The sequence below is a fragment of the Sphingopyxis sp. BSN-002 genome (assembly GCF_022024275.1).
GTDB lineage: Bacteria > Pseudomonadota > Alphaproteobacteria > Sphingomonadales > Sphingomonadaceae > Sphingopyxis.
Window position 1 is genome coordinate 2,832,091 of sequence record NZ_CP091804.1, and the last position, 23,161, is coordinate 2,855,251.

General features: G+C 65.6%; 28 protein-coding genes. 10 read left to right on the top strand and 18 right to left on the bottom strand.

Features of this window, described 5'->3' with window-relative positions; genetic code table 11:
* Positions 1-5: 5 nt before the first annotated feature.
* Positions 6-878: a phenylalanine 4-monooxygenase gene (gene phhA / locus L7H23_RS13990; RefSeq protein ID WP_237836480.1), complete on the top strand. Its 873-nt coding sequence runs from the start codon at positions 6-8 to the stop codon at positions 876-878.
* A 3-nt stretch (positions 879-881) separates the two neighbouring features.
* Here the strand turns inward: phhA and L7H23_RS13995 are convergent, their stop codons facing one another.
* The 5 genes from L7H23_RS13995 to L7H23_RS14015 all read right to left on the bottom strand — a co-directional run bounded on the left by L7H23_RS13995 (position 882) and on the right by L7H23_RS14015 (position 5,458).
* Positions 882-1,700, bottom strand: coding sequence for a hypothetical protein (locus tag L7H23_RS13995; RefSeq protein WP_237836481.1), 819 nt, complete (start codon positions 1,698-1,700; stop codon positions 882-884).
* Positions 1,701-1,787: 87 nt separating this feature from the next.
* Positions 1,788-2,759, bottom strand: a complete 972-nt coding sequence (locus tag L7H23_RS14000; RefSeq protein WP_237836482.1) for a 50S ribosomal protein L11 methyltransferase — start codon at positions 2,757-2,759, stop codon at positions 1,788-1,790.
* Between the two features lies 1 nt (position 2,760).
* Positions 2,761-3,453, bottom strand: a complete 693-nt coding sequence (locus tag L7H23_RS14005) for an SDR family NAD(P)-dependent oxidoreductase (protein ID WP_237836483.1) — start codon at positions 3,451-3,453, stop codon at positions 2,761-2,763.
* Positions 3,454-3,503: 50 nt separating this feature from the next.
* Positions 3,504-4,856, bottom strand: coding sequence for a methyl-accepting chemotaxis protein (locus tag L7H23_RS14010; RefSeq protein WP_237836484.1), 1,353 nt, complete (start codon positions 4,854-4,856; stop codon positions 3,504-3,506).
* A 128-nt stretch (positions 4,857-4,984) separates the two neighbouring features.
* Positions 4,985-5,458, bottom strand: a complete 474-nt coding sequence (locus L7H23_RS14015; RefSeq protein ID WP_237836485.1) for an Lrp/AsnC family transcriptional regulator — start codon at positions 5,456-5,458, stop codon at positions 4,985-4,987.
* Between the two features lie 149 nt (positions 5,459-5,607).
* Between L7H23_RS14015 and ald the strand changes: the two genes are divergently transcribed.
* From ald to L7H23_RS14050, 7 genes are all read left to right on the top strand, one after another.
* A complete protein-coding gene (ald, locus tag L7H23_RS14020) occupies positions 5,608-6,726 on the top strand; it encodes an alanine dehydrogenase (protein ID WP_237836486.1) in 1,119 nt (372 codons plus the stop codon).
* A 14-nt stretch (positions 6,727-6,740) separates the two neighbouring features.
* Positions 6,741-6,974, top strand: coding sequence for a hypothetical protein (locus L7H23_RS14025; RefSeq protein WP_237836487.1), 234 nt, complete (start codon positions 6,741-6,743; stop codon positions 6,972-6,974).
* Between the two features lie 260 nt (positions 6,975-7,234).
* Positions 7,235-7,765, top strand: a complete 531-nt coding sequence (locus L7H23_RS14030) for a DUF3617 domain-containing protein (RefSeq protein ID WP_237836488.1) — start codon at positions 7,235-7,237, stop codon at positions 7,763-7,765.
* Positions 7,766-7,937: 172 nt separating this feature from the next.
* Positions 7,938-8,387: a succinate dehydrogenase, cytochrome b556 subunit gene (sdhC, locus tag L7H23_RS14035; RefSeq protein WP_237836489.1), complete on the top strand. Its 450-nt coding sequence runs from the start codon at positions 7,938-7,940 to the stop codon at positions 8,385-8,387.
* Positions 8,380-8,787 (top strand): succinate dehydrogenase, hydrophobic membrane anchor protein, encoded by a 408-nt coding sequence (gene sdhD / locus L7H23_RS14040; RefSeq protein WP_237836490.1) that lies wholly within the window; start codon positions 8,380-8,382, stop codon positions 8,785-8,787. Before sdhC ends, sdhD begins: the two co-directional genes overlap by 8 nt.
* Position 8,788: 1 nt before the next feature.
* Positions 8,789-10,591 carry a succinate dehydrogenase flavoprotein subunit gene (sdhA, locus tag L7H23_RS14045; RefSeq protein WP_237836491.1) on the top strand — a complete coding sequence of 601 codons (1,803 nt, stop codon included), beginning with the start codon at positions 8,789-8,791 and terminating at the stop codon, positions 10,589-10,591.
* Positions 10,591-11,226 (top strand): hypothetical protein, encoded by a 636-nt coding sequence (locus tag L7H23_RS14050; protein ID WP_237836492.1) that lies wholly within the window; start codon positions 10,591-10,593, stop codon positions 11,224-11,226. Before sdhA ends, L7H23_RS14050 begins: the two co-directional genes overlap by 1 nt.
* A 7-nt stretch (positions 11,227-11,233) precedes the next feature.
* Here the strand turns inward: L7H23_RS14050 and L7H23_RS14055 are convergent, their stop codons facing one another.
* The 5 genes from L7H23_RS14055 to leuC form a co-directional block, all read right to left on the bottom strand.
* Complete coding sequence (locus L7H23_RS14055) at positions 11,234-11,536, bottom strand: hypothetical protein (protein WP_237836493.1); 303 nt, start codon at positions 11,534-11,536, stop codon at positions 11,234-11,236.
* An 88-nt stretch (positions 11,537-11,624) separates the two neighbouring features.
* On the bottom strand, positions 11,625-11,852 hold the full coding sequence (locus tag L7H23_RS14060) for a DUF167 domain-containing protein (RefSeq protein ID WP_345790409.1): 228 nt from the start codon (positions 11,850-11,852) through the stop codon (positions 11,625-11,627).
* 47 nt (positions 11,853-11,899) lie between these two features.
* Positions 11,900-12,895 carry an NADPH:quinone oxidoreductase family protein gene (locus L7H23_RS14065; RefSeq protein WP_237839260.1) on the bottom strand — a complete coding sequence of 332 codons (996 nt, stop codon included), beginning with the start codon at positions 12,893-12,895 and terminating at the stop codon, positions 11,900-11,902.
* A 23-nt stretch (positions 12,896-12,918) separates the two neighbouring features.
* Positions 12,919-13,512, bottom strand: coding sequence for a 3-isopropylmalate dehydratase small subunit (gene leuD / locus L7H23_RS14070; RefSeq protein WP_237836495.1), 594 nt, complete (start codon positions 13,510-13,512; stop codon positions 12,919-12,921).
* The gene (gene leuC, locus L7H23_RS14075; protein ID WP_237836496.1) at positions 13,509-14,939 is read right to left on the bottom strand and encodes a 3-isopropylmalate dehydratase large subunit; all 1,431 of its coding nucleotides are present in this window, start codon (positions 14,937-14,939) and stop codon (positions 13,509-13,511) included. Before leuC ends, leuD begins: the two co-directional genes overlap by 4 nt.
* 93 nt (positions 14,940-15,032) lie before the next feature.
* On the opposite strand from leuC, the gene L7H23_RS14080 reads away from it, so the two are divergent.
* Together L7H23_RS14080 and L7H23_RS14085 are read left to right on the top strand one after the other, a co-directional pair.
* A complete protein-coding gene (locus L7H23_RS14080; RefSeq protein WP_237836497.1) occupies positions 15,033-15,551 on the top strand; it encodes a sterol desaturase family protein in 519 nt (172 codons plus the stop codon).
* Entirely contained in the window at positions 15,548-15,898 is a 351-nt protein-coding gene (locus tag L7H23_RS14085) for a hypothetical protein (RefSeq protein ID WP_237836498.1), read from the top strand. The genes L7H23_RS14080 and L7H23_RS14085 overlap by 4 nt, the downstream gene beginning before the upstream one ends.
* A gap of 3 nt (positions 15,899-15,901) precedes the next feature.
* Here L7H23_RS14085 and L7H23_RS14090 read toward each other — a convergent pair whose 3' ends face one another.
* The 8 genes from L7H23_RS14090 to L7H23_RS14125 form a co-directional block, all read right to left on the bottom strand.
* The gene (locus tag L7H23_RS14090) at positions 15,902-16,582 is read right to left on the bottom strand and encodes a glutathione S-transferase family protein (protein ID WP_237836499.1); all 681 of its coding nucleotides are present in this window, start codon (positions 16,580-16,582) and stop codon (positions 15,902-15,904) included.
* Positions 16,570-17,547: an NAD(P)-dependent oxidoreductase gene (locus L7H23_RS14095; protein ID WP_237836500.1), complete on the bottom strand. Its 978-nt coding sequence runs from the start codon at positions 17,545-17,547 to the stop codon at positions 16,570-16,572. Before L7H23_RS14095 ends, L7H23_RS14090 begins: the two co-directional genes overlap by 13 nt.
* A gap of 65 nt (positions 17,548-17,612) precedes the next feature.
* Positions 17,613-18,896: a serine hydrolase domain-containing protein gene (locus L7H23_RS14100; RefSeq protein ID WP_237836501.1), complete on the bottom strand. Its 1,284-nt coding sequence runs from the start codon at positions 18,894-18,896 to the stop codon at positions 17,613-17,615.
* Positions 18,897-18,981: 85 nt separating this feature from the next.
* Positions 18,982-20,433 carry a S41 family peptidase gene (locus tag L7H23_RS14105; protein ID WP_237836502.1) on the bottom strand — a complete coding sequence of 484 codons (1,452 nt, stop codon included), beginning with the start codon at positions 20,431-20,433 and terminating at the stop codon, positions 18,982-18,984.
* Positions 20,434-20,475: 42 nt separating this feature from the next.
* The gene (locus L7H23_RS14110; protein ID WP_237836503.1) at positions 20,476-20,928 is read right to left on the bottom strand and encodes a hypothetical protein; all 453 of its coding nucleotides are present in this window, start codon (positions 20,926-20,928) and stop codon (positions 20,476-20,478) included.
* Entirely contained in the window at positions 20,921-21,556 is a 636-nt protein-coding gene (locus L7H23_RS14115) for a CoA transferase subunit B (RefSeq protein ID WP_237836504.1), read from the bottom strand. Before L7H23_RS14115 ends, L7H23_RS14110 begins: the two co-directional genes overlap by 8 nt.
* Before the next feature lies 1 nt (position 21,557).
* Positions 21,558-22,442 (bottom strand): HAD family acid phosphatase, encoded by an 885-nt coding sequence (locus L7H23_RS14120; RefSeq protein ID WP_237836505.1) that lies wholly within the window; start codon positions 22,440-22,442, stop codon positions 21,558-21,560.
* Positions 22,442-23,152, bottom strand: a complete 711-nt coding sequence (locus L7H23_RS14125; protein WP_237836506.1) for a CoA transferase subunit A — start codon at positions 23,150-23,152, stop codon at positions 22,442-22,444. The genes L7H23_RS14120 and L7H23_RS14125 overlap by 1 nt, the downstream gene beginning before the upstream one ends.
* Positions 23,153-23,161 lie beyond the last annotated feature (9 nt).

Below are 23,161 nucleotides of genomic sequence, written 5' to 3' on the forward strand. Positions count from 1 at the left end.
GTTCGATGAAGGATGGCTTTACCCACGTCCATGAAGTGCCGCCGCCCGGCGCCGCGGCCGACTGGACGATTCCGCAGGACTGGGATGCCTTTACCGCTGACGAGCATGCGATGTGGGACCGGCTTTTTGCGCGCCAGTCGGCGATGCTGCCCGGGCGTGCATCCGAAGCCTTTCTGCGCGGGATCGACGTGCTCAAGCTCGAAAAGCCGGGCATCCCCGACTATCGAGAGCTCAACGCGCGGCTGACGGATGCTACGGGGTGGCAGGTCGTCGCGGTGCCGGGGCTCGTCCCCGACGACGTCTTTTTCGACCATCTCGCCAACCGCCGGTTCCCGGCGGGCAATTTCATCCGTACTCCCGAGCAGCTCGACTATCTGCAGGAACCCGACGTCTTTCACGACGTGTTCGGCCATGTCCCGATGCTCGCCGATCCGGTCTTCGCCGACTACATGGTCGCCTATGGCGAAGGGGGCCTCCGCAGCCTGAAGTTCGACGCGCTGAAGCAGCTCGCGCGGCTCTATTGGTACACGGTCGAATTCGGTCTGATCCGCGAAGCGGGCGGGCTGCGCATCTATGGTGCCGGCATCGTGTCGAGCTATGCCGAGAGCGTGTTTGCGCTCGACAGCGACAGTCCGAACCGCATCGGCTTCGATCTCGCGCGCGTGATGCGTACCGATTACCGGATCGACGATTTCCAGCAGAATTATTTCGTCATCGACAGCCTCGATCAGCTGCTCGACACCACGGTGAATACCGATTTCGCGCCGCTCTATGCCGCGAACGACGCGCTGCCGCCGATTGCCATTGCCGACATACTTCCCGGCGACGAGGTGATCACGCGCGGCACGCAGGACTATGCGCTCGCAAAGAGCGGCTGAGCCTCACTCCTCGCCCTGCTGTTCCTTGCGAACCGTCGAGACCAGCTGGCGGCGGTGCTGAAACGCCTCACGGTCCGGCGGTATCTCATAGATTCCGCGCAGCAGCGCCGTATCGCTGTCGGACAGCTCGCGGCGCCCCGACTCGCCGTCGAACAGCCCCATGATCGAGCCTTCCGGGGGCGGGGGATTGCTGCTGAGTTCGGCGAGCGCGACCATCGCGGCGTGCGAGGCGACGGCCTCGAGCGGCGTGCCCTCCGCCTTTTCGACATCGACGATGACGGTTGCCGATTGCAACGCCCGCACGACCTGCGTGCTGACAATGCTGCTGTTATACTGCCGGATCATGCCGTTTGAAACCGGCATGCCGTGCCGGGTTTCGACGCGCGTATTGTACCACCAGCGGATCGGACCGTCGCCATCCAGTATCCGCTCGCGCGCGACCGGCGACATTTCGGCCAGCAGATCGGGCGACTTTTTCAGAATCGCGCGGGCAAGGCTGTTCCCGTCGGCCGTAAAGACCACCACGATATTTGCGGCGCAGCCCGCGGGGGCGACTTTTGCTCCCGTCGAAGCGGCTATCGTGCGGATGCGGTTGTCGACGATCGCAGCGACATTGTCGTCGAGGCCGACCGTGCGGGGGCAGACCGGCATCGTCCATCGCGCGACGGGCTGCAGCTGGGCCACTCCGGCCCGGCGGACGAACTGGGCGGCGCGCTTTCTCGCGTCCTCGCGGGTGACGGGGGTTCCGGTCACGACGATCGGTTCGGCTGCGTCGCCTGCCGCGGGTGCGGTGGCAAGCAAGGCAATGGCAAACAGGCTCATGGTCGGCCTCTCCCGGTTGCGATTGCCGGAGCATAGCAAATCTTCGGGGTATTTCCAGTATTTAGCCTGAGGCCATCCCGCCCGGAGCTACCAGCTCCCGAAGCTCGCGTCCGACGGGCTGGCGCGATGGAAGGCGCGTTCCTTGCGCCGGTATCCGTAGCGGCGGCGTTTCGCCAGTAGCAGGCACGGCCATTCGGCACTGCCGCCGCGTGCAACCAGCCGGAAGCCTTGCGCACGGTAGGCGGCAAGCACCGGCTCCATCTGGCGCGCGATAAGCCCGGCGAGGATCGCGTGGCCGCCGGGCGCGGTCGCCGCACCGATGTCTGGCGCCAGCGTGATCAGCGGACCGGCCAGGATGTTCGCGACGACCAGATCATAGGGCGCGCGGTGGCGGATCGCCGGATGGTCGGTCCCCGGCGCGACCGCGAGGGCCAGCCGCCCGCCGCCGCGGCCAAGCGGAACGCCGTTGATGGCTGCATTGTCGCGGGTGACGAGGATGCTCGCCGGGTCGATGTCCGACGCGATCGTCTTCGCGCGCGGCCACAGATGCATCGCGGCGAACGCCAGCAGACCGGTGCCGGTTCCGACGTCGGCAATATTCCGCGGGCTCGCGCCTTGCCGGGCAAGGCTGTCGAGCATTTTCAGGCAGCCGGCAGTGGTGTCGTGCCCGCCGGTCCCGAATGCCTGGCTTGCGTCAATCAGGAAGGGGACGGTGCCCGGCGGCACCTGATCTGCATAGCTGGTTGTGTGGACGAAGAATCTGCCTGCCTGAACGGGCTCGAGACCCTGCTGTGACAGCGTGATCCAGTCCTGCTCGACCAGCTCCTCGACGGTGGGCTTCGTACCCTTTGCGCTCGGAACCAATGACTGCAACAGCCGGATCAGCGCCGCATCCGGCTTGTCGTCCATATAGGCATCGAGCTGCCAAAGCCCGGCATCCTCGTCGATCTCGCGCGTCACGACGACGGGCGCCTCGGGCATCGCATCGAGTTCGGGAATTTCGCCGGACAAAGCCTCGGCCTCGGCGCGGGTACAGGGGAGAGAGACGATCCAGCTCATCTCAGCGCACGTAGCTCGCGCCGTTGACGTCGAGCACGGCGCCGGTCATCGACGCGGGCGCATCGAGTGCGCACCAGCGAGCCATTTCGCCGACCTCGTCGGGCATGGCGACGCGGCCGAGCGGAATATCGGCGAGCAATTTGTCGCCGCCGCGGCTCGCCAGATATTCGTCGGCCATGCCGGTCATCGTGAAGCCCGGGCAGATCGCGAAAGCGAGAATGCCGTCCTTCGCATAGCCGCGCGCGATCGTCTTCGTCATCGCGACCATCCCGGCCTTCGAGGCGGCATAGTGCCAGTGGGCGGGGCTGTCGCCGCGATAGGCGGCGCGGCTCGCGATGTTGACGATGCGGCCGACCGATCGGCGGTCCTGCCAGTGCTGCACGGCGCGGCGGCAGAAAAGGGCGCTTGCGGTCAGGTTGACCTGCATCGTGCGCTCCCAGCCCGCGAGCCAGTCGGCATCGTCCGCGTCGAGCGGATTGGCTTCGAAGATGCCGGCATTGTTGATCAGCACGTCGATACGGCCATCGAGACGGTCGAGGCTCGCCTGCCACAGCTTCCCTGGAACCGCAGGATCGGAGAGGTCGCCGTCGGCGCTCGACAGCGCGACGACTTTCGTCGCGTCAGTAGTCAGCGCTTCGGCAATCGCTGCGCCAATACCGCGGCTGGCGCCGGTGATCAGGATGTGGGTCGTCATCCCCCCGCCTTAGGGCAGGGGAAGTGTCGTTGCCAAGCTTGCGCCCGATATCAGGCGACGCGGCGGCTGAATTCGCTCGCGGCCTTTTCCAGCGACTGGAGGCGGTCGCCCATCTTGGCGAATTCAGCGCTCAGTGTGCTGATCTCGCCGGCCACCATGCCCGAATCGTTGCGGATGCTCGCGATCGTCGACGACATCGAGTCGGCGGCGAGCGCGGTTTCGTCGACGGCGGCGGTGATCGAGGTGACCGTCTGCGCCTGCGCGTCCATCGCGTCGCGGATGCGCTGCGCCGAATTCTGCACTTCGACGATCGTCTGCTGGATCGACTGGTTCGCCGACACCGACCCGCGTGTCGCCTGCTGGATCGCGGTGATCTTGCCCGCGATATCGTCAGTCGCGCGCGCGGTTTCGTTGGCGAGGCTCTTCACTTCCTGCGCGACGACCGCGAAGCCGCGACCCGACTCGCCCGCACGGGCGGCCTCGATCGTGGCGTTCAGGGCGAGCAGGTTCGTCTGACCCGCAATCTCGCGGATCAGGCCCAGAATCGACTCGATCGATTCGGCGTGGCGCGAGAGCGCTTCGGACATGGCGACGGCTTCGCCTGCCTGTTCGGACGCCCGCGTCGCGACGCTCGCCGAGGCTTCGACCTCGCTGCGCGCATCCTCGATCGCGCGGATCAGGCCCGCGGCGGTCGAGGCGGCTTCGCGCATCGCGATCGCCGACTGCTCGGAAGCCGCGGCGACTTCGCTCGTCTTGGCGATCATGCCCTTGGCAGCTTGGTCGGCCGACGAAGCCTGCTTCGCGAGCTGCTGGCGCGCAGTGTCGGTGTCCTGCACCAGCGAGGCGATCGACCGGTCGAAATCGCCCGCGAGCGACTGGCGCTCGGTCGAGATGACGGCGCGGTCGAGCTTGGTCGCATAGCGCTGCATGATGTCGAATTCGAGCAGCGCGAGACGGTTGATTGCGCTCGTGAGCCGCGCCTGGCGCTGCGTATCGCCCGCGCAGGCGTCGATCACGAATTCGATCGTCAGGCGCAGGCTCTCGGCGATGCACGACATGACCGAGGCGAGCGGCAGTTTCACGCGGCGCGCCATATGCGTGTTCTGGCAGGCGATCGTCGCGACCTCCTGGCCGGCGGCGTCGCGATATTTGGTTTCGGTGTGGCGCGCGCTGCCTTTGACGTAGGATTCGAGCAGCTCGCCCTCGACCTTGCGTTCCATGCCCGGCAGTGCGTTGAACGCATCCCAATAGGCGCGTGCGATATGCTCCTCGCGACCTGCGATGATGCCGTAGATTTCGGCGGCGTCCGCGGCGAGGCGGCCGTCGAGGTCATAGAAGGGGAAGCGATCGGCCATCAGCACCGGATCGATCTGCTGCTTGTGAATCGGATTTTCCTTCACCATGATCCTGCTTCCCTGACCCAATCTTCGGACGTGTGGAATCTGCCGTCCCGATCGTCCGCGAAACTCGTCACCGGGGTATGCCGACAGGATGGTAAAGGGGGCGTTAACCAGCGCGCCGGAATCTGGCTTCAGCGGCGATCGTCGTGCGTGATCGGATAGCCCTCGAACGCCTTGATCGTCCGCAGCGCGAAGGCGCTGTGCATCGCGGCAACGCCGGGCAGGCGCGACAGGCAATGGCGGTGCAGCCGGTCGAAGTCGGCGACGTTGCGCGCCGCGACGCGCAGGCGATAGTCCGAGGCGCCCGAAAGCAACTGGCATTCGAGGATTTCGTCGAAGCTCTTCACTGCGCTCTCGAACGCGGTGAGCGCTTCCTCGCTTTGCGAGGTCAGGCTGATGTCAACGAACACGTCGAGGCCCAGGCCGATCCGTTCGGGATTCAGTCGCGCGGTATAGCCGGTGATATAGCCTTCCGCCTCGAGCGCGCGGATGCGGCGATGGCATGCCGAAGGCGAAAGGCCGACCGCTTCGCCAAGTTCGGCGGTCGAGCGCGGCCCGTCACGCTGCAGCAACTCAAGCAATTTGGTGTCAATTCGATCAAGCATCGTGCGCATCTTGCCTGATATGTGCAAAATTCTTGCACGAATATCGCCGGGAAGGGGATGATATGCAAGCACCTCGCGCATGCTTTCTGCTATAAGCCCGCGCCATCGGCCCGGCCTTCGATGCGCCGGCCCTTCGATGGAGAGCGAAGATGATCATCGGCACCCCCAAGGAAATCAAGAATCACGAATATCGCGTCGGCCTGACCCCCGAGAGCGCGCGCGAGCTCGTCGTCCACGGCCACCGCGTCCTTGTCCAGACCGGTGCCGGCGAAGGCATCGGCGCGCATGACCGCTTCTATGAGCAGGCGGGCGCCGAGATCGTCCAGACCGCCGAGGAAATCTTCGCGACCTGCGACATGGTGGTGAAGGTCAAGGAGCCGCAGGCGGTCGAGCGCGCGATGCTGCGCCCCGGCCAGATCCTCTACACCTACCTCCACCTTGCGCCCGATCCCGAACAGACGCTCGACCTCATGAAGTCGGGTGCGATCTGTATCGCCTATGAAACCGTCACCAGCCCGCACGGCGGCTTGCCGCTGCTGAAGCCGATGAGCCAGGTTGCGGGCCGCATGTCGATCCAGGCCGGCGCGACCGCGCTCGAAAAGGCGCATGGCGGCCGCGGCGTGTTGCTCGGCGGCGTGCCCGGCGTCGCGCCCGGCAAGGTCTGCGTGATCGGTGGCGGCGTCGTCGGCTTCAACGCCGCGCAAATGGCGGCGGGCCTCGGCGCCGACGTCACCATCCTCGACCGCGACCCCGAAGTGCTCGAGCGCGTCGGCACCTTCTTCGAGGCGCGCGCCAAGACCCGCTTCTCGAACCGCGCGAATCTCGCCGAATGCGTTGCCGAGGCCGACCTCGTGATCGGCGCGGTGCTGATCCCCGGTGCCGAAGCGCCGAAGCTCGTCAGCCGCGACATGTTGAAGACAATGCGCCCGGGCTCGGTGCTCGTCGACGTCGCGATCGACCAGGGCGGCTGTTTCGAAACCAGCCACGCAACGACGCATGCCGACCCGACCTATGTCGTCGACGGCATCGTCCATTATGCGGTCGCGAACATGCCGGGCGCGGTCGCGCGCACCAGCACCTATGCGCTCAACAACGTCACCCTGCCGCATGCCCTCCGCATCGCCGATCTGGGGTGGAAAGAGGCGCTGAAGCGCGACGAGCATCTTGCGCAGGGACTCAACGTCTGGAATGGTAAGGTGACGTTCGAAGCCGTCGCCGAAGCGGTCGGAACGGACTATGTGCCTGTCGATCAGGCGCTCGCCGGATAACAAGGACTAGTGTGATGACCGACCAAGCTCCCCCGCCGCCGCACGACGAAGAGGAAAATGAAGTGCTGCGCGCCGCGCGCGAACTTCAGGCGCAGAAGGAAGCCGCAGAGGCGACCGAAGCCGCCGACAGGGCGGCAGCGGACAAGGGCGGCAAGAAGATCGGCTGGAAGACGGCGGCGGGCATCGGGGTCGGTTCGGCCGCGGTGCTTGCAGCATTGCTCTATGCCAATCGCGACAAGCTGAAGTGACGCATCCCGGCCGGCGCTGAAACCCGCCGGACCGGAACGGATCATCCCGGCTCATGGCCGGGATCGAGGGCGGCCCCGTGCCGCCCTTTGTCTTTTGGCGGGGCCGGAACGAGCGTCCGCAACGGGGACGAATATGCGTTGCAGGGCAATAAGGGGGTGCATCTCCTTAAAACATCTCTATAATTCGGCGCTGCCCAGTCGTCGTGGACACGGACGGGGGGCGAATCCACAGGGACCCAAAACATAATCGGAGAAACCAGATGAAGAATTTTGTGACTGTTGCCGTGCTGGGCGCTGCGCTCGCGCTGGGCGGCTGCGGCAAGTCGGACAAGGCGGCCGACGGCAAGGACGGAGGTACGGCTGCGGCCTCGTCGGCTCCCGTGAAGCGTGAAGCGGGCAACTGGAAGACCGAAGTGAAGCTGGTCAAGTTCGACATGCCGGGCGTTCCCGACAATGTGAAGGACCAGATGTCGAAGCAGTTCGCAGCCGCGGGTGCGACCGATCAGTGCGTTACGCAGGAACAGGTCGACAAGGAAGATCTCGCCGGTGCCCTGTCGAAGGGCTATGGCGACGCCTGCACCTGGACGAAGAACCAGATCGGCGGCGGCAAGATCGACCTCGCCGGTTCGTGCAACCAGGCCGGCCAGAAGGTCGAGCTCGCCATGTCGGGTACGCTCGAGGCGAAGAAGACCGATATCCTCGTCTCTTCGAAGGGCAAGGCGCCGACCGGCGGCGAAATGGAAATGCAGCTGCAGGTCACCAGCACCAACACCGGTCCCTGCAAGAGCTGATTTCGGTAATTTCCGGATAGGGAGGGCGCGCGGTCAGGGACCGCGCGCCCTCTTTTCGTCTCGCGGCCGGCAGACAATAATCTGCATCCCTCGCGCCCTAAGCAATTGCATATCGCAGCGGGAACGCTTAACCCGCGCCCATCGACCGACAGAGTCATGAAACGGGGCTGATATGGCTGGCAACGAACCGAGCGCACGGCCGCTCTCGCCGCACCTCCAGGTGTATAAATGGGCGCCTTCGATGGCGGTCTCGATCTTTCACCGCATCACCGGCGACGGTCTGGCGATCGTCGGGGGGCTGATGTTCCTCGGCTGGCTCGGCGCGATCGCTGCGGGGCCCGAGGCCTATGCGGCTTTCATCGCCTGCGTCTGGCACGATCCCAGCCCCGAGATCACGATTTTCCACCAGATCACCAATGTCCTCGGCAAGGTGGTGCTGGTCGGCCTGACCTGGGCTTTCTTCCAGCACCTCTTCTCGGGTCTCCGCCACTTCGTTCTCGATGCCGGTGCGGGCTATGAGCTCAAGACCAACAAGCTCTGGTCGGTCCTCGTATTCGCCGGCGCGTTCTTCGCGACCGCCGCGGTCTGGCTCTATGTCCTGAAGGAGGCGCTCAATGGGTAATGGTACGCGCCTCGGCCGGGTTCGCGGGCTCGGCTCGTCGAAGCACGGCTCGCAGCACTGGCTGCAGCAGCGCCTGACCGCGCTCGGCAACATCCTGCTCGTCACCTGGTTCGTCGTCTCGATGTTCCGCCTCGATCTCGGCGACCATGCCGCCGTCCATCGCTGGGCGTCGAACCCGACGGTCGCGCTCGCGCTCATCCTGCTCGTCGTCAGCGTCTTCTGGCATTTCCGCCTCGGGCTGCAGGTGATGATCGAGGATTACGTCCATGGCGAAGCGGTGAAGCTGCTCTCGCTCGTTATCCTGAATTTCTACGCGATCGGCGGTGCCGCTTACGGCATCTTCGCCATCGTCCGCATCGCGCTTGCGCCCGCCGCCGGGCTCGCTCCGGGGGGAATGTAAGATGACCGAAGCCTACAAGATCATCGATCACGTTTACGACACGGTCGTCGTGGGCGCCGGCGGCTCGGGCCTGCGCGCCACGATGGGCAGCGCCGAAGCCGGCCTCAAGACCGCGTGCATCACGAAGGTATTCCCGACGCGCAGCCACACCGTTGCCGCGCAGGGCGGCATCGCCGCATCGCTCGGCAACAACTCGCCCGACCACTGGCAGTGGCACATGTACGACACCGTCAAGGGCTCCGACTGGCTCGGCGACCAGGACGCGATCGAATATATGGTGCGCGAGGCGCCCGCCGCTGTGTACGAACTCGAACATGCCGGCGTGCCGTTCAGCCGCAACGCCGACGGCACCATCTACCAGCGCCCCTTCGGCGGCCATATGCAGAATATGGGCGAAGGCCCTCCGGTGCAGCGCACCTGCGCCGCGGCCGACCGCACCGGCCACGCGATGCTCCACGCGCTCTATCAGCAGTCGCTGAAATATGACGCGGACTTCTTCATCGAATATTTCGCGCTCGACCTGATCATGGAAGACGGCGCGTGCCGCGGCGTGATCGCGCTGTGCATGGAGGATGGCAGCATCCACCGCTTCCGTTCGCAGGCCGTCGTGCTCGCGACGGGCGGCTATGGCCGCTGCTATTTCACCGCGACCTCGGCGCACACCTGCACCGGCGACGGTGGCGGCATGGTGCTGCGTGCGGGCCTGCCGCTGCAGGATATGGAATTCGTCCAGTTCCACCCGACCGGCATCTATGGCGCGGGCGTCCTGATCACCGAAGGTGCGCGCGGCGAGGGCGGCTATCTCACCAACTCCGAAGGCGAGCGTTTCATGGAACGCTATGCCCCGTCGGCGAAAGATCTGGCGTCGCGCGACGTCGTCTCGCGTTCGATGGCGCTCGAAATCCGCGAAGGCCGCGGCGTCGGCCCGCACAAGGATCATATCTATCTGCACCTCGATCATATCGATCCCGCGGTGCTCCACGAACGCCTGCCCGGCATCACCGAAAGCGGCAAGATTTTCGCGGGCGTCGACCTGACGCGCCAGCCGCTGCCGGTCGTGCCGACGGTCCATTACAATATGGGCGGCATCCCCTGTAACTATCATGGCGAAGTCGTGACGCTGAAGGACGGCAATCCCGACACCGTCGTCCCCGGCCTGTTCGCCGTCGGCGAAGCGGCCTGCGTGTCGGTGCATGGCGCCAACCGTCTCGGCTCGAACAGCCTGATCGACCTCGTCGTCTTCGGCCGCGCGACCGGCCATCGCCTGAAGGAAATCCTGAAGCCCGGTGCCGCGCAGCCCGCGCTGCCGAAGGATAGCGCCGACCTGGCGCTCGGCCGCCTCGACCATTTCCGCAATGCGAACGGCGGTTCGCCGACGGCGGAAATCCGGACCGAGATGCAGCGCGCGATGTCGCAGCATGCGGCGGTGTTCCGCACCGACGAACTGATGGCCGAGGGTAAGGAAAAGCTGACCAAGACCTATCAGCGGATGAACGACGTCCATGTCACCGACCGCAGCCTGATCTGGAACACCGACCTCATCGAAACGCTCGAACTCGACAATCTGATCGCGCAGGCGACGGTGACGATGCATTCGGCGTTCAACCGCAAGGAAAGCCGCGGCGCCCACGCGCACGAGGATTTCCCGAACCGCGACGACAAGAAGTGGATGAAGCACACGATCAGCTGGTTCGACGGCTGGGGCGGCAAGGGCGGCGGCGTCCGTCTCGATTACCGTCCGGTCCACGAATATACGCTGTCGGACGACGCGGATTACATCAAACCGAAGGCGCGCGTTTACTGATGCGGGCATCAGCCGCCGCGGGCGCGTTTGCAATGCTCGCGGCGATCGGTTCCCCCGCAGCCGCCGCGCCGGAAATGACGGCGGCGTCGATAGAGGCGCGGGCGCTGATCGCGCTGACGCGTGAAACCCGCGCAACCTATACCGTTGTCGGGTCAAACATCATCTATCTGCCCGACGGGACCGAGGTTCGCGAATGGGCGGCCGAATTCCACGACGGCATCCATCACCGCGTCGAAACGCCGCGCGACCGGATGATCGCCGATTGCGAGGCGATGACCGGCATCCATTTCAACGTTGCAACCGTCGAGATCGACGAGGAGCCATGGGTGGCGCGCGCGGCCTGCGGCGTGCAGGCCAATTCGACGATGTTGTCGGCAAGGCTCGGCGGCACCCGGCAGACGCGCTTCGGGCCGGCGACGCACCTCGTCATCATCGACGAAACCGATATCCGGACCTATGATGTCGCGCCCGACGGCGCATTGATCGGCGCCACCATTACCGGCCGCGACGGGAAGAAGAAGCTGGTGATGCGGGCGATATACTACGCGCCCAAGGTCTCGGATGGAATATTCTCGGCGAACTCGCTGGGGCGGAGTGCAGTCCCGGCGCATTTGCGGGAACCGCCGAAGCAATAGCCGGGGGCTAGCTGTCGCTGCCGAACAGGCTCTTCATCGGATCGAGGTCGGAGAAGGGCTCTTCGACGTCCTGACCCATGACCCACAATTTGTGACAGGCGATGGTGAAGAACATGATCGCGATCGTCCAGACGATGATCGTCTTGATCACTTGCCAGCGCTTGGCTTCATAGGCGGCAAGCGCGCGGGCCTTGTGGTCGATGCCCAACTCGCCTTCGAACTCGGCGACAAGCTGCGCGCGGCGGGTACGCGAAATGTTCGCGAGACTCGCGGCCTGCTGCGTATCTTCGTTCGAACGGCGATTCCCCATCGCGGATACCCTGTGGTCCCAATAGTCCTGATCGCACCATAGGCGGCAAGGCCCTGATAAAGGGTTAACCGGATAGTCGGAATGCGGATCAGCCCGTCGCAATTCCGATCAGTTTTATCCGCGAGGACGCACCGCGAAGCAGCGAAAGGTCGCGGCGCGGCCGATCGAGCGCCGCCGCAAGCAGGGCGATTACGGCGTCGTTTGCGGCGCCGTCAGCGGGCGGCGCAGTGACGCGGACCTGAACAAGGTCGCCATCGATCCGCACCGCGTCGCGGCTGGCACCGGGCGTCACCCGCACCTCCAGTCGGCCCGGCACCGCGAGGGTACGCAGCGCCGCGGTCAGCGCGGGATCGGGGCGATATTTCAGACGGTGACGACCAGCTTGCCGACCGCGGTACGGTCCGCGAGCTTGGCGATCGCCTTGCCGCCATCTTCCAGCGCGTAGGTGCCGGTGACGCGCGGCTTGATCTTGCCCTGTTCCCACAGCTGGAACAGGCGCGCGATGTTGGCGCGGTTGCGCGCGGGTTCGCGCATCACGAACGCGCCCCAGAAGACGCCCGCAACATCGCAGCTCTTGAGCAGGGTGAGGTTGAGCGGAAGGCGCGGGATGCCCGCGGGGAAGCCGACGACGAGGTAGCGGCCTTCCCACGCAATCGAGCGCAGCGCCGGCTCGGCATAATCGCCACCGACCGCGTCATAGATGACATTCGCGCCATTCGGGCCGACGGCTTCCTTGAACTTGTTGGCAAGCTCCTTCGACTGGTCCTTGTCGAACGGCTGGCGGCCATAGACGACGACCTCGTCGGCGCCGGCTTCGCGTGCGATGCCCGCCTTTTCCTCGCTCGACACGCCCGCCACGACGCGCGCGCCGAATGCCTTGCCCAGCTCGACCGCGGCGATGCCGACGCCGCCCGACGCGCCGAGTACGAGCAGCGTGTCGCCCTCCCTGATATGGCCGCGATCGAGGAGTGCGTGGATGCTGGTGCCATAGGTCATCAGCAGCGAGGCTCCCTCGGAGAAATCATGCGCTTCGGGCAGATGATAGACATTGTGGACGCCCACCGCGACCGCCTCGGTCATGCCGCCGTTGCCGCAGCCGGCGATTACGCGGTCGCCGACCTTGAATTCGGTGACGCCCTCGCCGATTTCGGCGACGAGGCCTGCAACCTCGCCACCGGGCGCAAAGGGACGCTCGGGGCGGAACTGATATTTATCCTCGATGATCAGCACGTCGGGAAAGTTGACCGCGCAGGCCTTCACGTCGATCACGATCTGGCCCTTGCCGGCGGTCGGGCGCGGCAGCTCGCCGAGGGTGAGCGTTTCGGGGCCGCCGGTTGCGGTCGACAAGAGAGCCTTCATCATCTTCTCCTCTTATTGGGATCCTATGCCGCGACCGGGCGCATCCACGGACGCTCGGCGTCGAGCTTCCGTTCATAGGCGCCGATCGCCGCGTCGCTCTTTTCGGTCAGCGAAATCTCGTCGAGTCCTTCGAGCAGGCACATCTTGCGGAAGGGATCGATCTCGAAGGTGAAGCGGTCCTGAAAGGGCGTCGTCACCGTCTGTGTGTCGAGGTCGACATGCACCGGATCGGTCACCGCGACCTCCATCAGCCGGTCGATCGCGGCTTGCGGCAGAACGACGGGCAGGATGCCGTTCTTGACTGCGTTACCCGAGAAGATGTCCGAATAGCTCGGCGCGATGACCACGCGGATGCCAAGGTCGCCGAGCGCCCAGGCGGCATGCTCGCGGCTCGACCCGCAACCGAAATTGTCGCCGGCGATCAGGATCGGCGCACCCTTATACTCGGCGCTGTCGAACAGGTTGTCGGGATCCTTGCGGATCGCCTCGAACGCGCCGCGCCCCATGCCCTCGCGTGTCGTGGTTTTCAGCCAGTGCGCAGGGATAATGACGTCGGTGTCGACATTCTTGAGCCCGAACGGAATCGCGCGGCCTTCGACTTTTTCCAGCGGGTTCATGCCATCAGCTCCCGCACATCGGTGAGCTTGCCCGTCACCGCCGCCGCCGCCGCCATCGCGGGGCTGACAAGGTGGGTGCGGCTGCCCGGGCCCTGCCGGCCGACGAAATTGCGGTTGCTGGTGCTCGCGCAACGTTCGCCCGCGGGCACCTTGTCGGGGTTCATCGCAAGGCACGCCGAGCAACCCGGCTCGCGCCATTCGAGACCGGCGTCGGTGAAGATGCGGTCGAGTCCCTCTGCTTCGGCCTGTGCCTTCACAAGGCCCGAACCGGGGACGACGATCGCCCATTTGACGTTGGCGGCCTTCTTGCGACCCTTCACGATCGCAGCCGCGGCGCGCATGTCCTCGATGCGGCTGTTGGTGCAGCTGCCGATGAAGATATTCTCGATCGGCACGTCCTGCATCCGCGTGCCGGGTTCGAGGCCCATATAGGCGAGCGATTTGGCCGCGGCGACCTGCTTCGACGGATCGACAAAGCTCGCGGGGTCAGGAACGACGCCGGTGATCGGCACGACATCCTCGGGGCTGGTGCCCCAAGTCACGCTCGGCGCAATGTCGGCGGCGTCGATGATCACGACCTTGTCGTAGGTCGCGCCCGGATCGGTCGCAAGGCTCTTCCACCAAGCGACCGCGGCATCCCAGTCGGCGCCCTTCGGCGCATAGGGGCGGCCCATCAGATAGGCGAAGGTCGTCTCGTCGGGCGCGATCAGGCCGGCACGCGCACCGCCCTCGATCGCCATGTTGCTGACGGTCAGACGACCCTCGATGCTGAGCGCGCGGATCGCGCTGCCGGTATATTCGATGACATGGCCGGTTCCGCCCGCCGCACCGATCGTGCCGGTGATGTGAAGGATGATGTCCTTTGCGGTGACGCCGGGGCCGACCTCGCCTTCGACCCGCACTTCCATCGTCTTCGACGGCTGGAGCAACAAGGTCTGCGTCGCCAGCACATGCTCGACCTCGCTCGTCCCGATGCCGAAGGCGAGCGCGCCGATGCCGCCGTGGCATGCGGTGTGGCTGTCGCCGCAGACGATCGTCGTCCCGGGCAGCGAGAAACCCTGCTCGGGGCCTACGACATGGACGATGCCCTGCTCGGGCGCGACCGCGTCGATGTAGCGGATGCCGAACTCGGGGGCGTTCTTTTCGAGCGCTGCAAGCTGTGCCGCGCTTTCGGGATCGGCGATCGGCAGTTTGTTGCCCGCCGCGTCGAGCCGTGCCGTCGTCGGCACATTATGGTCGGGCACCGCGAGCGTCAGGTCGGGGCGGCGTACGGTGCGGCCGGTCGCGCGAAGCCCGGCAAAGGCCTGCGGGCTGGTGACTTCATGGACAAGGTGGCGGTCGATGAAGATCAGGCAGGTACCGTCGGGGCGCTGTTCGACGACATGCGCGTCCCAGATTTTCTCGTAAAGGGTGCGGGGCCGAGTCATGCGGGTTCACTTACGCCTGCCGGATAACTTTGCAAGCCAGTGGCGATCAAAAACGCAATTTTCGGTCGCGCGCGTTGGAGTATAAGCGGAGCCATGTCGACGCTCGCTATCATCGTTATCGTGCTTGCCACCGTCGTGGCGATGGAGGGCGTCGCCTGGGCGAGCCACAAATATATCATGCACGGCTTCGGCTGGGCATGGCACCGCGACCATCACGAACCCCACGATAATCTGCTCGAGAAGAACGACCTGTTCGCGATCGTCGGCGCGGCGATGAGCATTTCGATGTTCGTGATCGGCAGCCCGATGATCATGGGCGCCTCGGCATGGGAACCGGGGACGTGGATCGGGCTCGGTATCCTCTTCTACGGCATCATCTACACGCTGGTGCACGACGGCCTCGTCCATCAGCGATATTTCCGTTGGGTACCGCGCCACGGTTACGCGAAGCGGCTGGTACAGGCGCACAAGCTCCACCATGCGACGATCGGCAAGGAGGGCGGGGTCAGCTTCGGCTTCGTCTTCGCGCCCGATCCGGCGAAGCTGAAGGCCGAGTTGAAGATGCAGCGCGAGGCGGGGGTAGCCGTGGTGCGCGAGGCGCTCGCCGAATGACCGTGCGAATGGTCGTATTGGCAGCAATTGCGAGCGTCCTGCTTGTGGCGGGATGCGGCGGGAAAGGCGAGGTCGTATGCGGCGGTGCCGCCCTGAAGGGCGATTTTGTCCCGATCGGGCAGGCCGCGGGCGATCCTGCCGTGGCGGTCGCGATAGCGACGGCCGCAAGGGTGACGCGAAGCAGCGAAGCGGATTTCGCGGCCGATCATATCGGCTATGAGGGCAAGACCAGAAGCGATGGTGCCCGTTGCTTTCAGTTCGTCCCGAGATCCTGCGACGTCGGGGGCGGCGTGACGATGTGCGTCACGCCTGCGCTCCGGCCGCAGGACGTCACGGCATCCGAATAGCGGTCAGGCGGTCCGGTAATCCGCGGTGATCACGCCTGCCGCGATCAGCTCGACCTCGTGACTCTCCTCGCGCCACTCCTCGACCAGCGCCTGCCGTTCCCATTCGGCCATCGCGGGATGCGACAACATATGGTCGACCCATGCCTGTCCGGCCCCGACGTCGAGGCCATAGGTGCGGATGCGGAAGGCGACCGGCGCGAAGAAAGCGTCGGCGGCAGAGAAGTCAGCGCCTGCGAGCCACGGGCCGCCGAACTTCGCGAGCCCTTCTTCGAACAGCTCGCGGATGCGAGTGACGTTCGAACGCAACGCATCGGACATCGGCTTCGGCGTCACACGGACCCCGACATTCATCGTGCAATCGTTACGGAGCGCCGAAAAACCGCTGTGCATCTCGGCGACCGCACACTGCGCCCACGCCCGCGCGTCGGGATCGGCGGGCCAGACACCCGCGTGACGATCGGCCAGATAGAGGGTGATACCGAGCGAGTCGTGCAGCGTGCGACCCTCGTGAAGCAACGCCGGAACCTGCCCGGTCGGTGAAAAGCTGCGAAAAGCGTCGTAGTTCACCGGCTTGGTAAAGGGTTCGATCCGGTCCTCGAATTCGATCTCCAGCGCGCTCATCAGCACCCACGGGCGCAGCGACCAGCTCGAATAATTGCGGTTGGCGGTGATCAGCACATACATGCTTCGCGCTCCTGTGCGACGATGGGGGATGTATAGTCGGGGTCGTGGGTGAAGGGCAGCGGCGTCCGGTTGCGGAGTGCCGCGAGCGCGCTGCCGAAGTCGGTCCGCGCACGCCAGCCGAAGCGGCGCTCGGCGCGCGACGGGTCGTAGACGCGGTCGATGATGTCGGGGAGCACCCAGCCCTCCGCGGCATAAAGCTCGGCCGCATCGGGATGATGGCGCGCGATCACTGCGCGCGCATCGCGGGCTAACTCCTCGGCGTCATCGCGCGCGAAGGGCGGCGGGGCCGAGAGAATGAAGGTATCGCAACCGATCTGCGGCGCGGCTTCGAGTGCGGCAAGGTGCGCCGCGGCGGCGTCCTCGACCGTCAGGCGCCGGTTGAGCAGTTCGTTGGCCTTCAGGTTCGGCCCGCTCGGCACGGCATGCGTGTCGTCGTCTTCGGGAAAGAAACGGCCAGTACGCAAGATCGCGACGTTGATCCCATGCTCGCGGTGAACCAGCTTGCACGCCTGCTCGGCGGCGAGCTTGGTGATGCCATAGATGTTGCGCGGTTCGATCGGACCGAAATCCTCGTCCATCCACCACGCGCCGGCGTCGCCCGCCCCCGCACGAACATCGGCGCGCACCATCAGCGATGTGGTCGAGGTGAAGAGGAAACGGTCGTTCCCGGCAGCGACCGCCGCCTCGATCAGATTGAGTGTGCCGCTGACATTGACGTCGACGAAGGCCTGTCGCGGGTAACGGACGATGTCGGGCTTGTGCAGCGCTCCGCCATGAATGACCGCCTCGATTCCATGCTCGCCCATCGTCCGTTCGACCAGCCCGCGGTCGGCGATGGTGCCGATCACTTGTGTATGCATACCGGGCACGACGTCGAGCCCGGTGACCGCATGGCCGCTTTGGGTCAGCAAGGGAGCGAGATAGCGCCCCAGCCAGCCCGACGATCCGGTCAGCAGTACGCGCATGGTCGATTCTCCTCTTACTCGGCGCAGGCCTGATACACAGGCCGCGGATCGCGCGGCAAGGGGCGTTACTCTTTCAAACTCACCGTCGATGGAGCGGCACCCGCCGCGCCGCCCGTCGCCGGCGGCAACTCGCTGAGGTCGAGCCAATTCGCATCGGTGCGCCTGTGATAGCTGTCGATCGCCGCAAACGGGATGCGGAAAGGGAAGCCCCAGTCGCTGTTCCACATCGCGACGACGCCCGTCCGCGTCGCGGGTTCGAAGATCATCGTCGCACGATAGCCCGAGACCGCCCCCGAATGGCCTTCGAGCCGGCGGCCGTCATAGATGAAGCTGCGCCAGCCGAGGCCGTAGGCCGCATCGCTGTTCGCCTGCCGCAGCGTCCCGCCATAGATGCGCCCGGTGCCGACGCGCGGACGATGCGCGATCTGCAGCACCTTTTCGGGCAGGACATCCGACCGTTTCCCCATCATCGCCTGCATCCATTTGGCGAAATCGACGATATCGCTTTCGACCCCCGCGGCGGCGGGAACGCGCCAATAGGCTTCCTTGACCGGGCGGACTTGCGCGCCGTTGCGGTGCGGCCGTGCCCAGTCCTTCGCCTCCGTGAGCCTTTCCATGCCATAGCCCGCGCTGATCATGCCGAGCGGGCGAAAGAAGCGGCTCTCGACCGCATTGGCGAAGCCCTCGTTCGCGGCTTCGCCCAATATCTCGCTCGCCGCGTCGAAGGCGACATTCTGATAGGTATGGCAGGTGCCGGGTTCGCATTGCAGCGGCGCGGCAAAGAGCATCGAGCGCAGCAGCGCGGGGCTCTGTCCTTCCTCCAGCTTCTCGTCATAGGCATTTTTGGTCAGGCCCGTGCGCTGTGACAACAGGTCGGCGACGCTGATCCGCGCCTCGGCACCGCCGGGCAGGCGCAGCGAGGTGCGCCAGTCGGCGACCGGGCGGTCGAGATCGATAGCACCGTCGTTCGCCAGCGCCGCCGCAAGCGCGCCCGTGGCGGTCTTCGAAACCGAGGCCCAGCGGAACAGGGTCTGCAGCGTTACCGGCGCGCCGGTCGCAGCATCGGCGACGCCATAGGTGCGCACGAAGCTCAGCTTGCCATCTTCGACCACCGCAACCGCCAGACCCGCCATCTCGGGCCGCTGCGCCACCGCCGCGAGTTGCCGGTCGAGCGCCTGATAGTCGATCCGTCCGTGCCATTCCTCGGGCGTGTCGGGCAGGTTTTCTGCGGCCTTGAACGGAATCGCAACGCTTGCGAGCGGATGGTCGCCGCCAAGCGCGCGGACACCGAACCAGCCAGCCGATACGAGCGCGGCTACCGCAATCAGAAAAACAAAAACGCGCTTCATCGACTCTATAACTGGATTGCGACCCTCTATCGGTCCGCCGTCTTAGCGGCGACTTGTCCGGTCGTCACCCCCGGCGGGCGTGCTGCTATCGACGGTTCTCGGGCAGTGCGGCGATCCAGCGGGCAAGCGCATCGCTGTCGCGCATATCGCCGGCAAAGGCATGGGTTGGCCGCAATGGCTCGTTCGACCCGCGTTCGCGGCCGCGATAGACCTTCATCGGCACGGCGATATTGGCAAGGCCGCTCGGCAGCGGGTCGACGCGCACGTCGATGTACAGCGTGTCGGCGCTCGTCTCTTGCCCGACCTGGATCGCGCCGAGCGCCTTCCACAGATCGGCGGCGTCGAGGCACGCCGAGGCGCAGGTGCCGTCGGTGATGAAATAGACCGGGCCTGCGGGCGGGGCAGGGGGCTCGCCCGGCGTTTTCGCCGGCGCGGGATCGGCGAAGCGCCAGAGCGGTTCGCCGCGCGCGTGCGCGGCGGTGACGCCGTTCACCGTCGCGTCGATCCATCCCAGCATTTCGGCCGACGTGCCTTCGGCGCCGCGAAACTCGTCACGATAGTCGGAGAGCGTCTTCACATTGTCGGCGGAGGCGCGCCAGTCGACCGCACTCGATCCCGATTGCGCCTCGACCCGCTGCTTGCCCCAGAGAATTTCGGCGATCTGCGCCGACCAGTCGGACGACCCGCCGCCGTTGCCGCGCAGGTCGAAAACGATGCGCGGGGCGGCGGCAATCGCCGCGCGGTCGCTGCGCATCGCGGCGATCATCGGCGTCAGCGCCTTCGTAGCGGTCGAGTCGGGCGCGCCGTCGAAATCGGACAACGTGAACCAGCGTGTGCCGTCGGCCAGTGTCCGCGCGCCGATGGGGTCGGTCGCCGACCGGCCGGTATCGCGTACCCGATCGCGCATCTCGGCCCGCGCGATCGGTCGCCATGCCAGCGTTACCTCGCGCGGCTTGCCATCGACTATAAAGCGGCAGCGCGTCGTCCGGGTGATGAAAGGATTGCCCTGATCGACGAACAGATATCCGCCGCGCAGTATCCGGGTCGAGGCGAGGAACCAGCGCCCCTCGAACGCGCCGACATGGTCCGCTGCGAGCTTTGCCGCCGGCTTGCCGTCGCAGCTGTCGAGTATGGCGCCAAGCGGCACCGGAGAATCGTCAGCGCGCGTTTTGACGACCTGCCGATCGCCATCGAAGCCGGTCAGGAAACCGGGCCATTGGGCGCCGAGCTGGGGCGCGTCGTTCGCGAGCCAGAAGCCCAGATGGCCATCGTCGAAGGCTGCCGCATAGCCCCTCAGCGCATAGAAATAACCGGGAAGGTCGCGGACGCTGGCTGCACGCTCAATCGCCAGCGCAAGCGCAGCATCGTTGCGCTTGGCGAAATCGGGGTCCAGATCGTTGGCCGGCCCCGGATGATTGGCTGCGATGTCGTCGTGCATCGCCCGCGCATCGGCGCGCAGCGTTTCGGCCCAGTTGCGATCGTTGGCCGTGTCTGTGCCTTGCGCCAGCAGAAGCAGCGGCAGGAGGAGCTTTGACATAGGCCCCTCCTAATGCGCCCGCCACGTCTTGCAATATCGCCGTCAGGCGGGTGCGAGATGATGCCAGGCCTTGACGGTCCCGAGCGCGTAAATCGTGCCATAGACAAGGACGATCAGCGACGACCAGATCGCGAAGGCGTCCGTATGCTGCGGGCGCCACAGGTTCAGCGGCACGAAAACAAGCCCGCGGAGCAGATAGATGGCGGTGATGACGACCAGCCCCGTCCGTAGCAGGGGCAGGCGCGGGAACGATCCGGCGCCCGAAAAGGCATAGGCGGCCCAGATCAGCAGAATGGCGGCGATGCCCAGCGTGATCAGCGTCGGCCGCATGTCGCCGCGCGCCGCAGCGCGCGCCATGCCTTCGCCGGCGCCGAAGAAGCGGTACCAGTCGGGGCCGCCGAAGATGCAGGCGATATGCAACAGCGCGGCCAGAACCGACAGCCACCCGCCGACAATCAGCCAGGTGGTGCCGGGGTTGGCGGCGACATTATGCAATATAATGCGCCGTCGTCTTTTCGGCGACTTCCCCGGCGGTGACGCCCGGTGCGAGTTCGATCAGACGGAACGGGCTCGAATGATCGTCGCGTTTGAACACCGCGAGGTCGGTGATGATCATGTCGACGACATTCTTCCCAGTCAGCGGCAGCGTGCACGCCGGGATGAACTTGGGGCTGCCGTCCTTGGCATTATGCTCCATCACGACGATGATCTTCTTGACCCCGGCGACGAGGTCCATCGCGCCGCCCATGCCCTTGATCATCTTGCCCGGGATCATCCAGTTGGCGATGTCGCCATTCTCGGCGATCTCCATCGCGCCCAGCACGGTGAGGTCGATATGCCCGCCGCGGATCATCGCAAAGCTGTCCGACGAAGAGAAATAGGCCGACTGCGGCACTTCGCTGATCGTCTGCTTGCCGGCATTGATCAGGTCGGCGTCTTCCTCGCCCTCGTACGGAAAGGGGCCGATGCCGAGCATGCCGTTTTCCGACTGCAGCGTCACCGTCATCCCCGCGGGGATATGGTTCGCGACCAAAGTCGGGATGCCGATGCCCAGATTGACGTAGTAGCCGTCCTGCAGTTCCTTTGCGGCGCGCGCCGCCATGTCATCACGCGTCCAGGCCATGTCAGTTAGGCTCCCATTGCTTGTCGGAGGGGAAGGCGTCGTCCCAGCCCAGTTTTTCCCACGGGCCGTAGACGGGGTTGGGGAACAGGAACCAGCCCTTGTCCCAGAGTGCGGTCGCGCCCGCGCTGGTCGCGAGCGCCATGCGCTGCGCGGCGGGCAGATCCTTGACGTTGAACTGCTGGCTGAAATCGCCGAGCTGATCGCCGCCGAGGATGATCACGCAATATTTCGACGCGATCGTCGCGCGGCGGCCGTCCTTGCTCGACCCGCCGGCGTCGTCGCCCATCAGGAATAAGGTCTCGCCATGCCTGAACTCGCCGAGCCCGGCGGCGCGGAGCGTATCTTCGCTGCCCTTGGCATTGGCGGCGCTGCGGTTTGTGTTGGCGATGACGGTGATCCCCGCGGCGCGAAGTCTGTTCACCATCTCGACCGTGCCCGGCATCGCGATCGCCTTGCCCGCTCCGGTCTTTTCCCACTGGTCCCAGACCTTGACGTCGAACGCCGTGCCCTTCTCGGCGAAGTAACGCATCGGGCCGAGGTTCCAGATCAAGGTCTCGTCGGCGTCGAATACTGCTGCGAAGGGCTTGTTGGCGCACGGCTCGAACGCCGGCGCATCCATCGTCGCGCCCGGAGCGAGGACGACACTGTCCTTCGGCCGCTCCTTGATCCGCCACACGCCATAGTCGGCGATCCGCGCATTGGTCGCGCGCACGGCGACGGCGGCTTCGGGGGAGCCATAGAGATATTGCAGCGCGACCGGCGGCTTCGCGGCTTCAGCCGGAGGCGGCAGCGGGGCGGGCGGCGGAGCCGGCGCGGTCGCGACCTCTGACGGAGCGCTTGCACACCCGGCAAGGAGCAGCGCGGCGGTAAGGGCAAAACTGCGCATCACGCGGCCTCGCGCGGGCGGACGGTGCGGAATTCGATCTTCTTGTCGTACGGCGCGCCGACGATCATGCGCTTCACATAGATGCCGGGCAGGTGGATGCTGTCGGGGTCGAGGCTACCGGTCGGCACGATTTCCTCGACTTCGGCGACGCAGATCTTCGCGGCGGTCGCCATCGGCTGGTTGAAGTTGCGCGCGGTCTTGCGGAAGATCAGATTGCCGCTCTCGTCGGCCTTCCACCCCTTGATGATCGCAAGGTCGGCGAAAATTCCGCGTTCGAGGATATAATCCTGCCCGTCGAAAGTCTTCACTTCCTTGCCCTCGGCGACGAGCGTGCCGACGCCAGTCTTGGTGTAGAAGCCGGGGATGCCCGCGCCGCCGGCGCGGCAGCGTTCGGCAAGCGTGCCCTGCGGACAGAATTCGACCTCGAGCTCGCCCGCCAGATACTGCCGCTCGAACTCCTTGTTCTCGCCGACATAGGACGAGATCATCTTCTTGACCTGCCGCGTGCGGAGCAACTTGCCGAGGCCTTCACCGTCGATGCCGGCGTTGTTGCTGGCGATGGTCAGCTCTTTCGTGCCCGCGTCGCGGATCGCGTCGATCAGCCGTTCGGGGATGCCGCACAGGCCGAAGCCGCCCGCGCAGATTTGCATGCCGTCGAAAAGGAGGCCGTCGAGCGCGGCTGCTGCATCGGAATATCGCTTGTTCGCCATGAAAGGGCC

Bases quoted from the DNA above. Each gene is read 5' to 3' on its own strand.
- L7H23_RS14100 (WP_237836501.1), bottom strand. From the start codon at position 18,896: ATGAAGCGCGTTTTTGTTTTTCTGATTGCGGTAGCCGCGCTCGTATCG.
- sdhC (WP_237836489.1), top strand. From the start codon at position 7,938: ATGGCTGGCAACGAACCGAGCGCACGGCCGCTCTCGCCGCACCTCCAG.
- L7H23_RS14095 (WP_237836500.1), bottom strand. From the start codon at position 17,547: ATGCGCGTACTGCTGACCGGATCGTCGGGCTGGCTGGGGCGCTATCTC.
- L7H23_RS14005 (WP_237836483.1), bottom strand. From the start codon at position 3,453: ATGACGACCCACATCCTGATCACCGGCGCCAGCCGCGGTATTGGCGCA.
- leuD (WP_237836495.1), bottom strand. From the start codon at position 13,512: ATGAACCCGCTGGAAAAAGTCGAAGGCCGCGCGATTCCGTTCGGGCTC.
- sdhD (WP_237836490.1), top strand. From the start codon at position 8,380: ATGGGTAATGGTACGCGCCTCGGCCGGGTTCGCGGGCTCGGCTCGTCG.
- L7H23_RS14010 (WP_237836484.1), bottom strand. From the start codon at position 4,856: ATGGTGAAGGAAAATCCGATTCACAAGCAGCAGATCGATCCGGTGCTG.
- L7H23_RS14105 (WP_237836502.1), bottom strand. From the start codon at position 20,433: ATGTCAAAGCTCCTCCTGCCGCTGCTTCTGCTGGCGCAAGGCACAGAC.
- leuC (WP_237836496.1), bottom strand. From the start codon at position 14,939: ATGACTCGGCCCCGCACCCTTTACGAGAAAATCTGGGACGCGCATGTC.
- sdhA (WP_237836491.1), top strand. From the start codon at position 8,789: ATGACCGAAGCCTACAAGATCATCGATCACGTTTACGACACGGTCGTC.
- L7H23_RS14065 (WP_237839260.1), bottom strand. From the start codon at position 12,895: ATGAAGGCTCTCTTGTCGACCGCAACCGGCGGCCCCGAAACGCTCACC.
- L7H23_RS14090 (WP_237836499.1), bottom strand. From the start codon at position 16,582: ATGTATGTGCTGATCACCGCCAACCGCAATTATTCGAGCTGGTCGCTG.
- L7H23_RS14115 (WP_237836504.1), bottom strand. From the start codon at position 21,556: ATGGCCTGGACGCGTGATGACATGGCGGCGCGCGCCGCAAAGGAACTG.
- L7H23_RS13995 (WP_237836481.1), bottom strand. From the start codon at position 1,700: ATGAGCCTGTTTGCCATTGCCTTGCTTGCCACCGCACCCGCGGCAGGC.
- L7H23_RS14015 (WP_237836485.1), bottom strand. From the start codon at position 5,458: ATGCTTGATCGAATTGACACCAAATTGCTTGAGTTGCTGCAGCGTGAC.
- L7H23_RS14120 (WP_237836505.1), bottom strand. From the start codon at position 22,442: ATGCGCAGTTTTGCCCTTACCGCCGCGCTGCTCCTTGCCGGGTGTGCA.
- L7H23_RS14000 (WP_237836482.1), bottom strand. From the start codon at position 2,759: ATGAGCTGGATCGTCTCTCTCCCCTGTACCCGCGCCGAGGCCGAGGCT.
- ald (WP_237836486.1), top strand. From the start codon at position 5,608: ATGATCATCGGCACCCCCAAGGAAATCAAGAATCACGAATATCGCGTC.
- L7H23_RS14030 (WP_237836488.1), top strand. From the start codon at position 7,235: ATGAAGAATTTTGTGACTGTTGCCGTGCTGGGCGCTGCGCTCGCGCTG.
- L7H23_RS14085 (WP_237836498.1), top strand. From the start codon at position 15,548: ATGACCGTGCGAATGGTCGTATTGGCAGCAATTGCGAGCGTCCTGCTT.
- L7H23_RS14080 (WP_237836497.1), top strand. From the start codon at position 15,033: ATGTCGACGCTCGCTATCATCGTTATCGTGCTTGCCACCGTCGTGGCG.
- L7H23_RS14125 (WP_237836506.1), bottom strand. From the start codon at position 23,152: ATGGCGAACAAGCGATATTCCGATGCAGCAGCCGCGCTCGACGGCCTC.
- L7H23_RS14055 (WP_237836493.1), bottom strand. From the start codon at position 11,536: ATGGGGAATCGCCGTTCGAACGAAGATACGCAGCAGGCCGCGAGTCTC.
- L7H23_RS14050 (WP_237836492.1), top strand. From the start codon at position 10,591: ATGCGGGCATCAGCCGCCGCGGGCGCGTTTGCAATGCTCGCGGCGATC.
- L7H23_RS14025 (WP_237836487.1), top strand. From the start codon at position 6,741: ATGACCGACCAAGCTCCCCCGCCGCCGCACGACGAAGAGGAAAATGAA.
- phhA (WP_237836480.1), top strand. From the start codon at position 6: ATGAAGGATGGCTTTACCCACGTCCATGAAGTGCCGCCGCCCGGCGCC.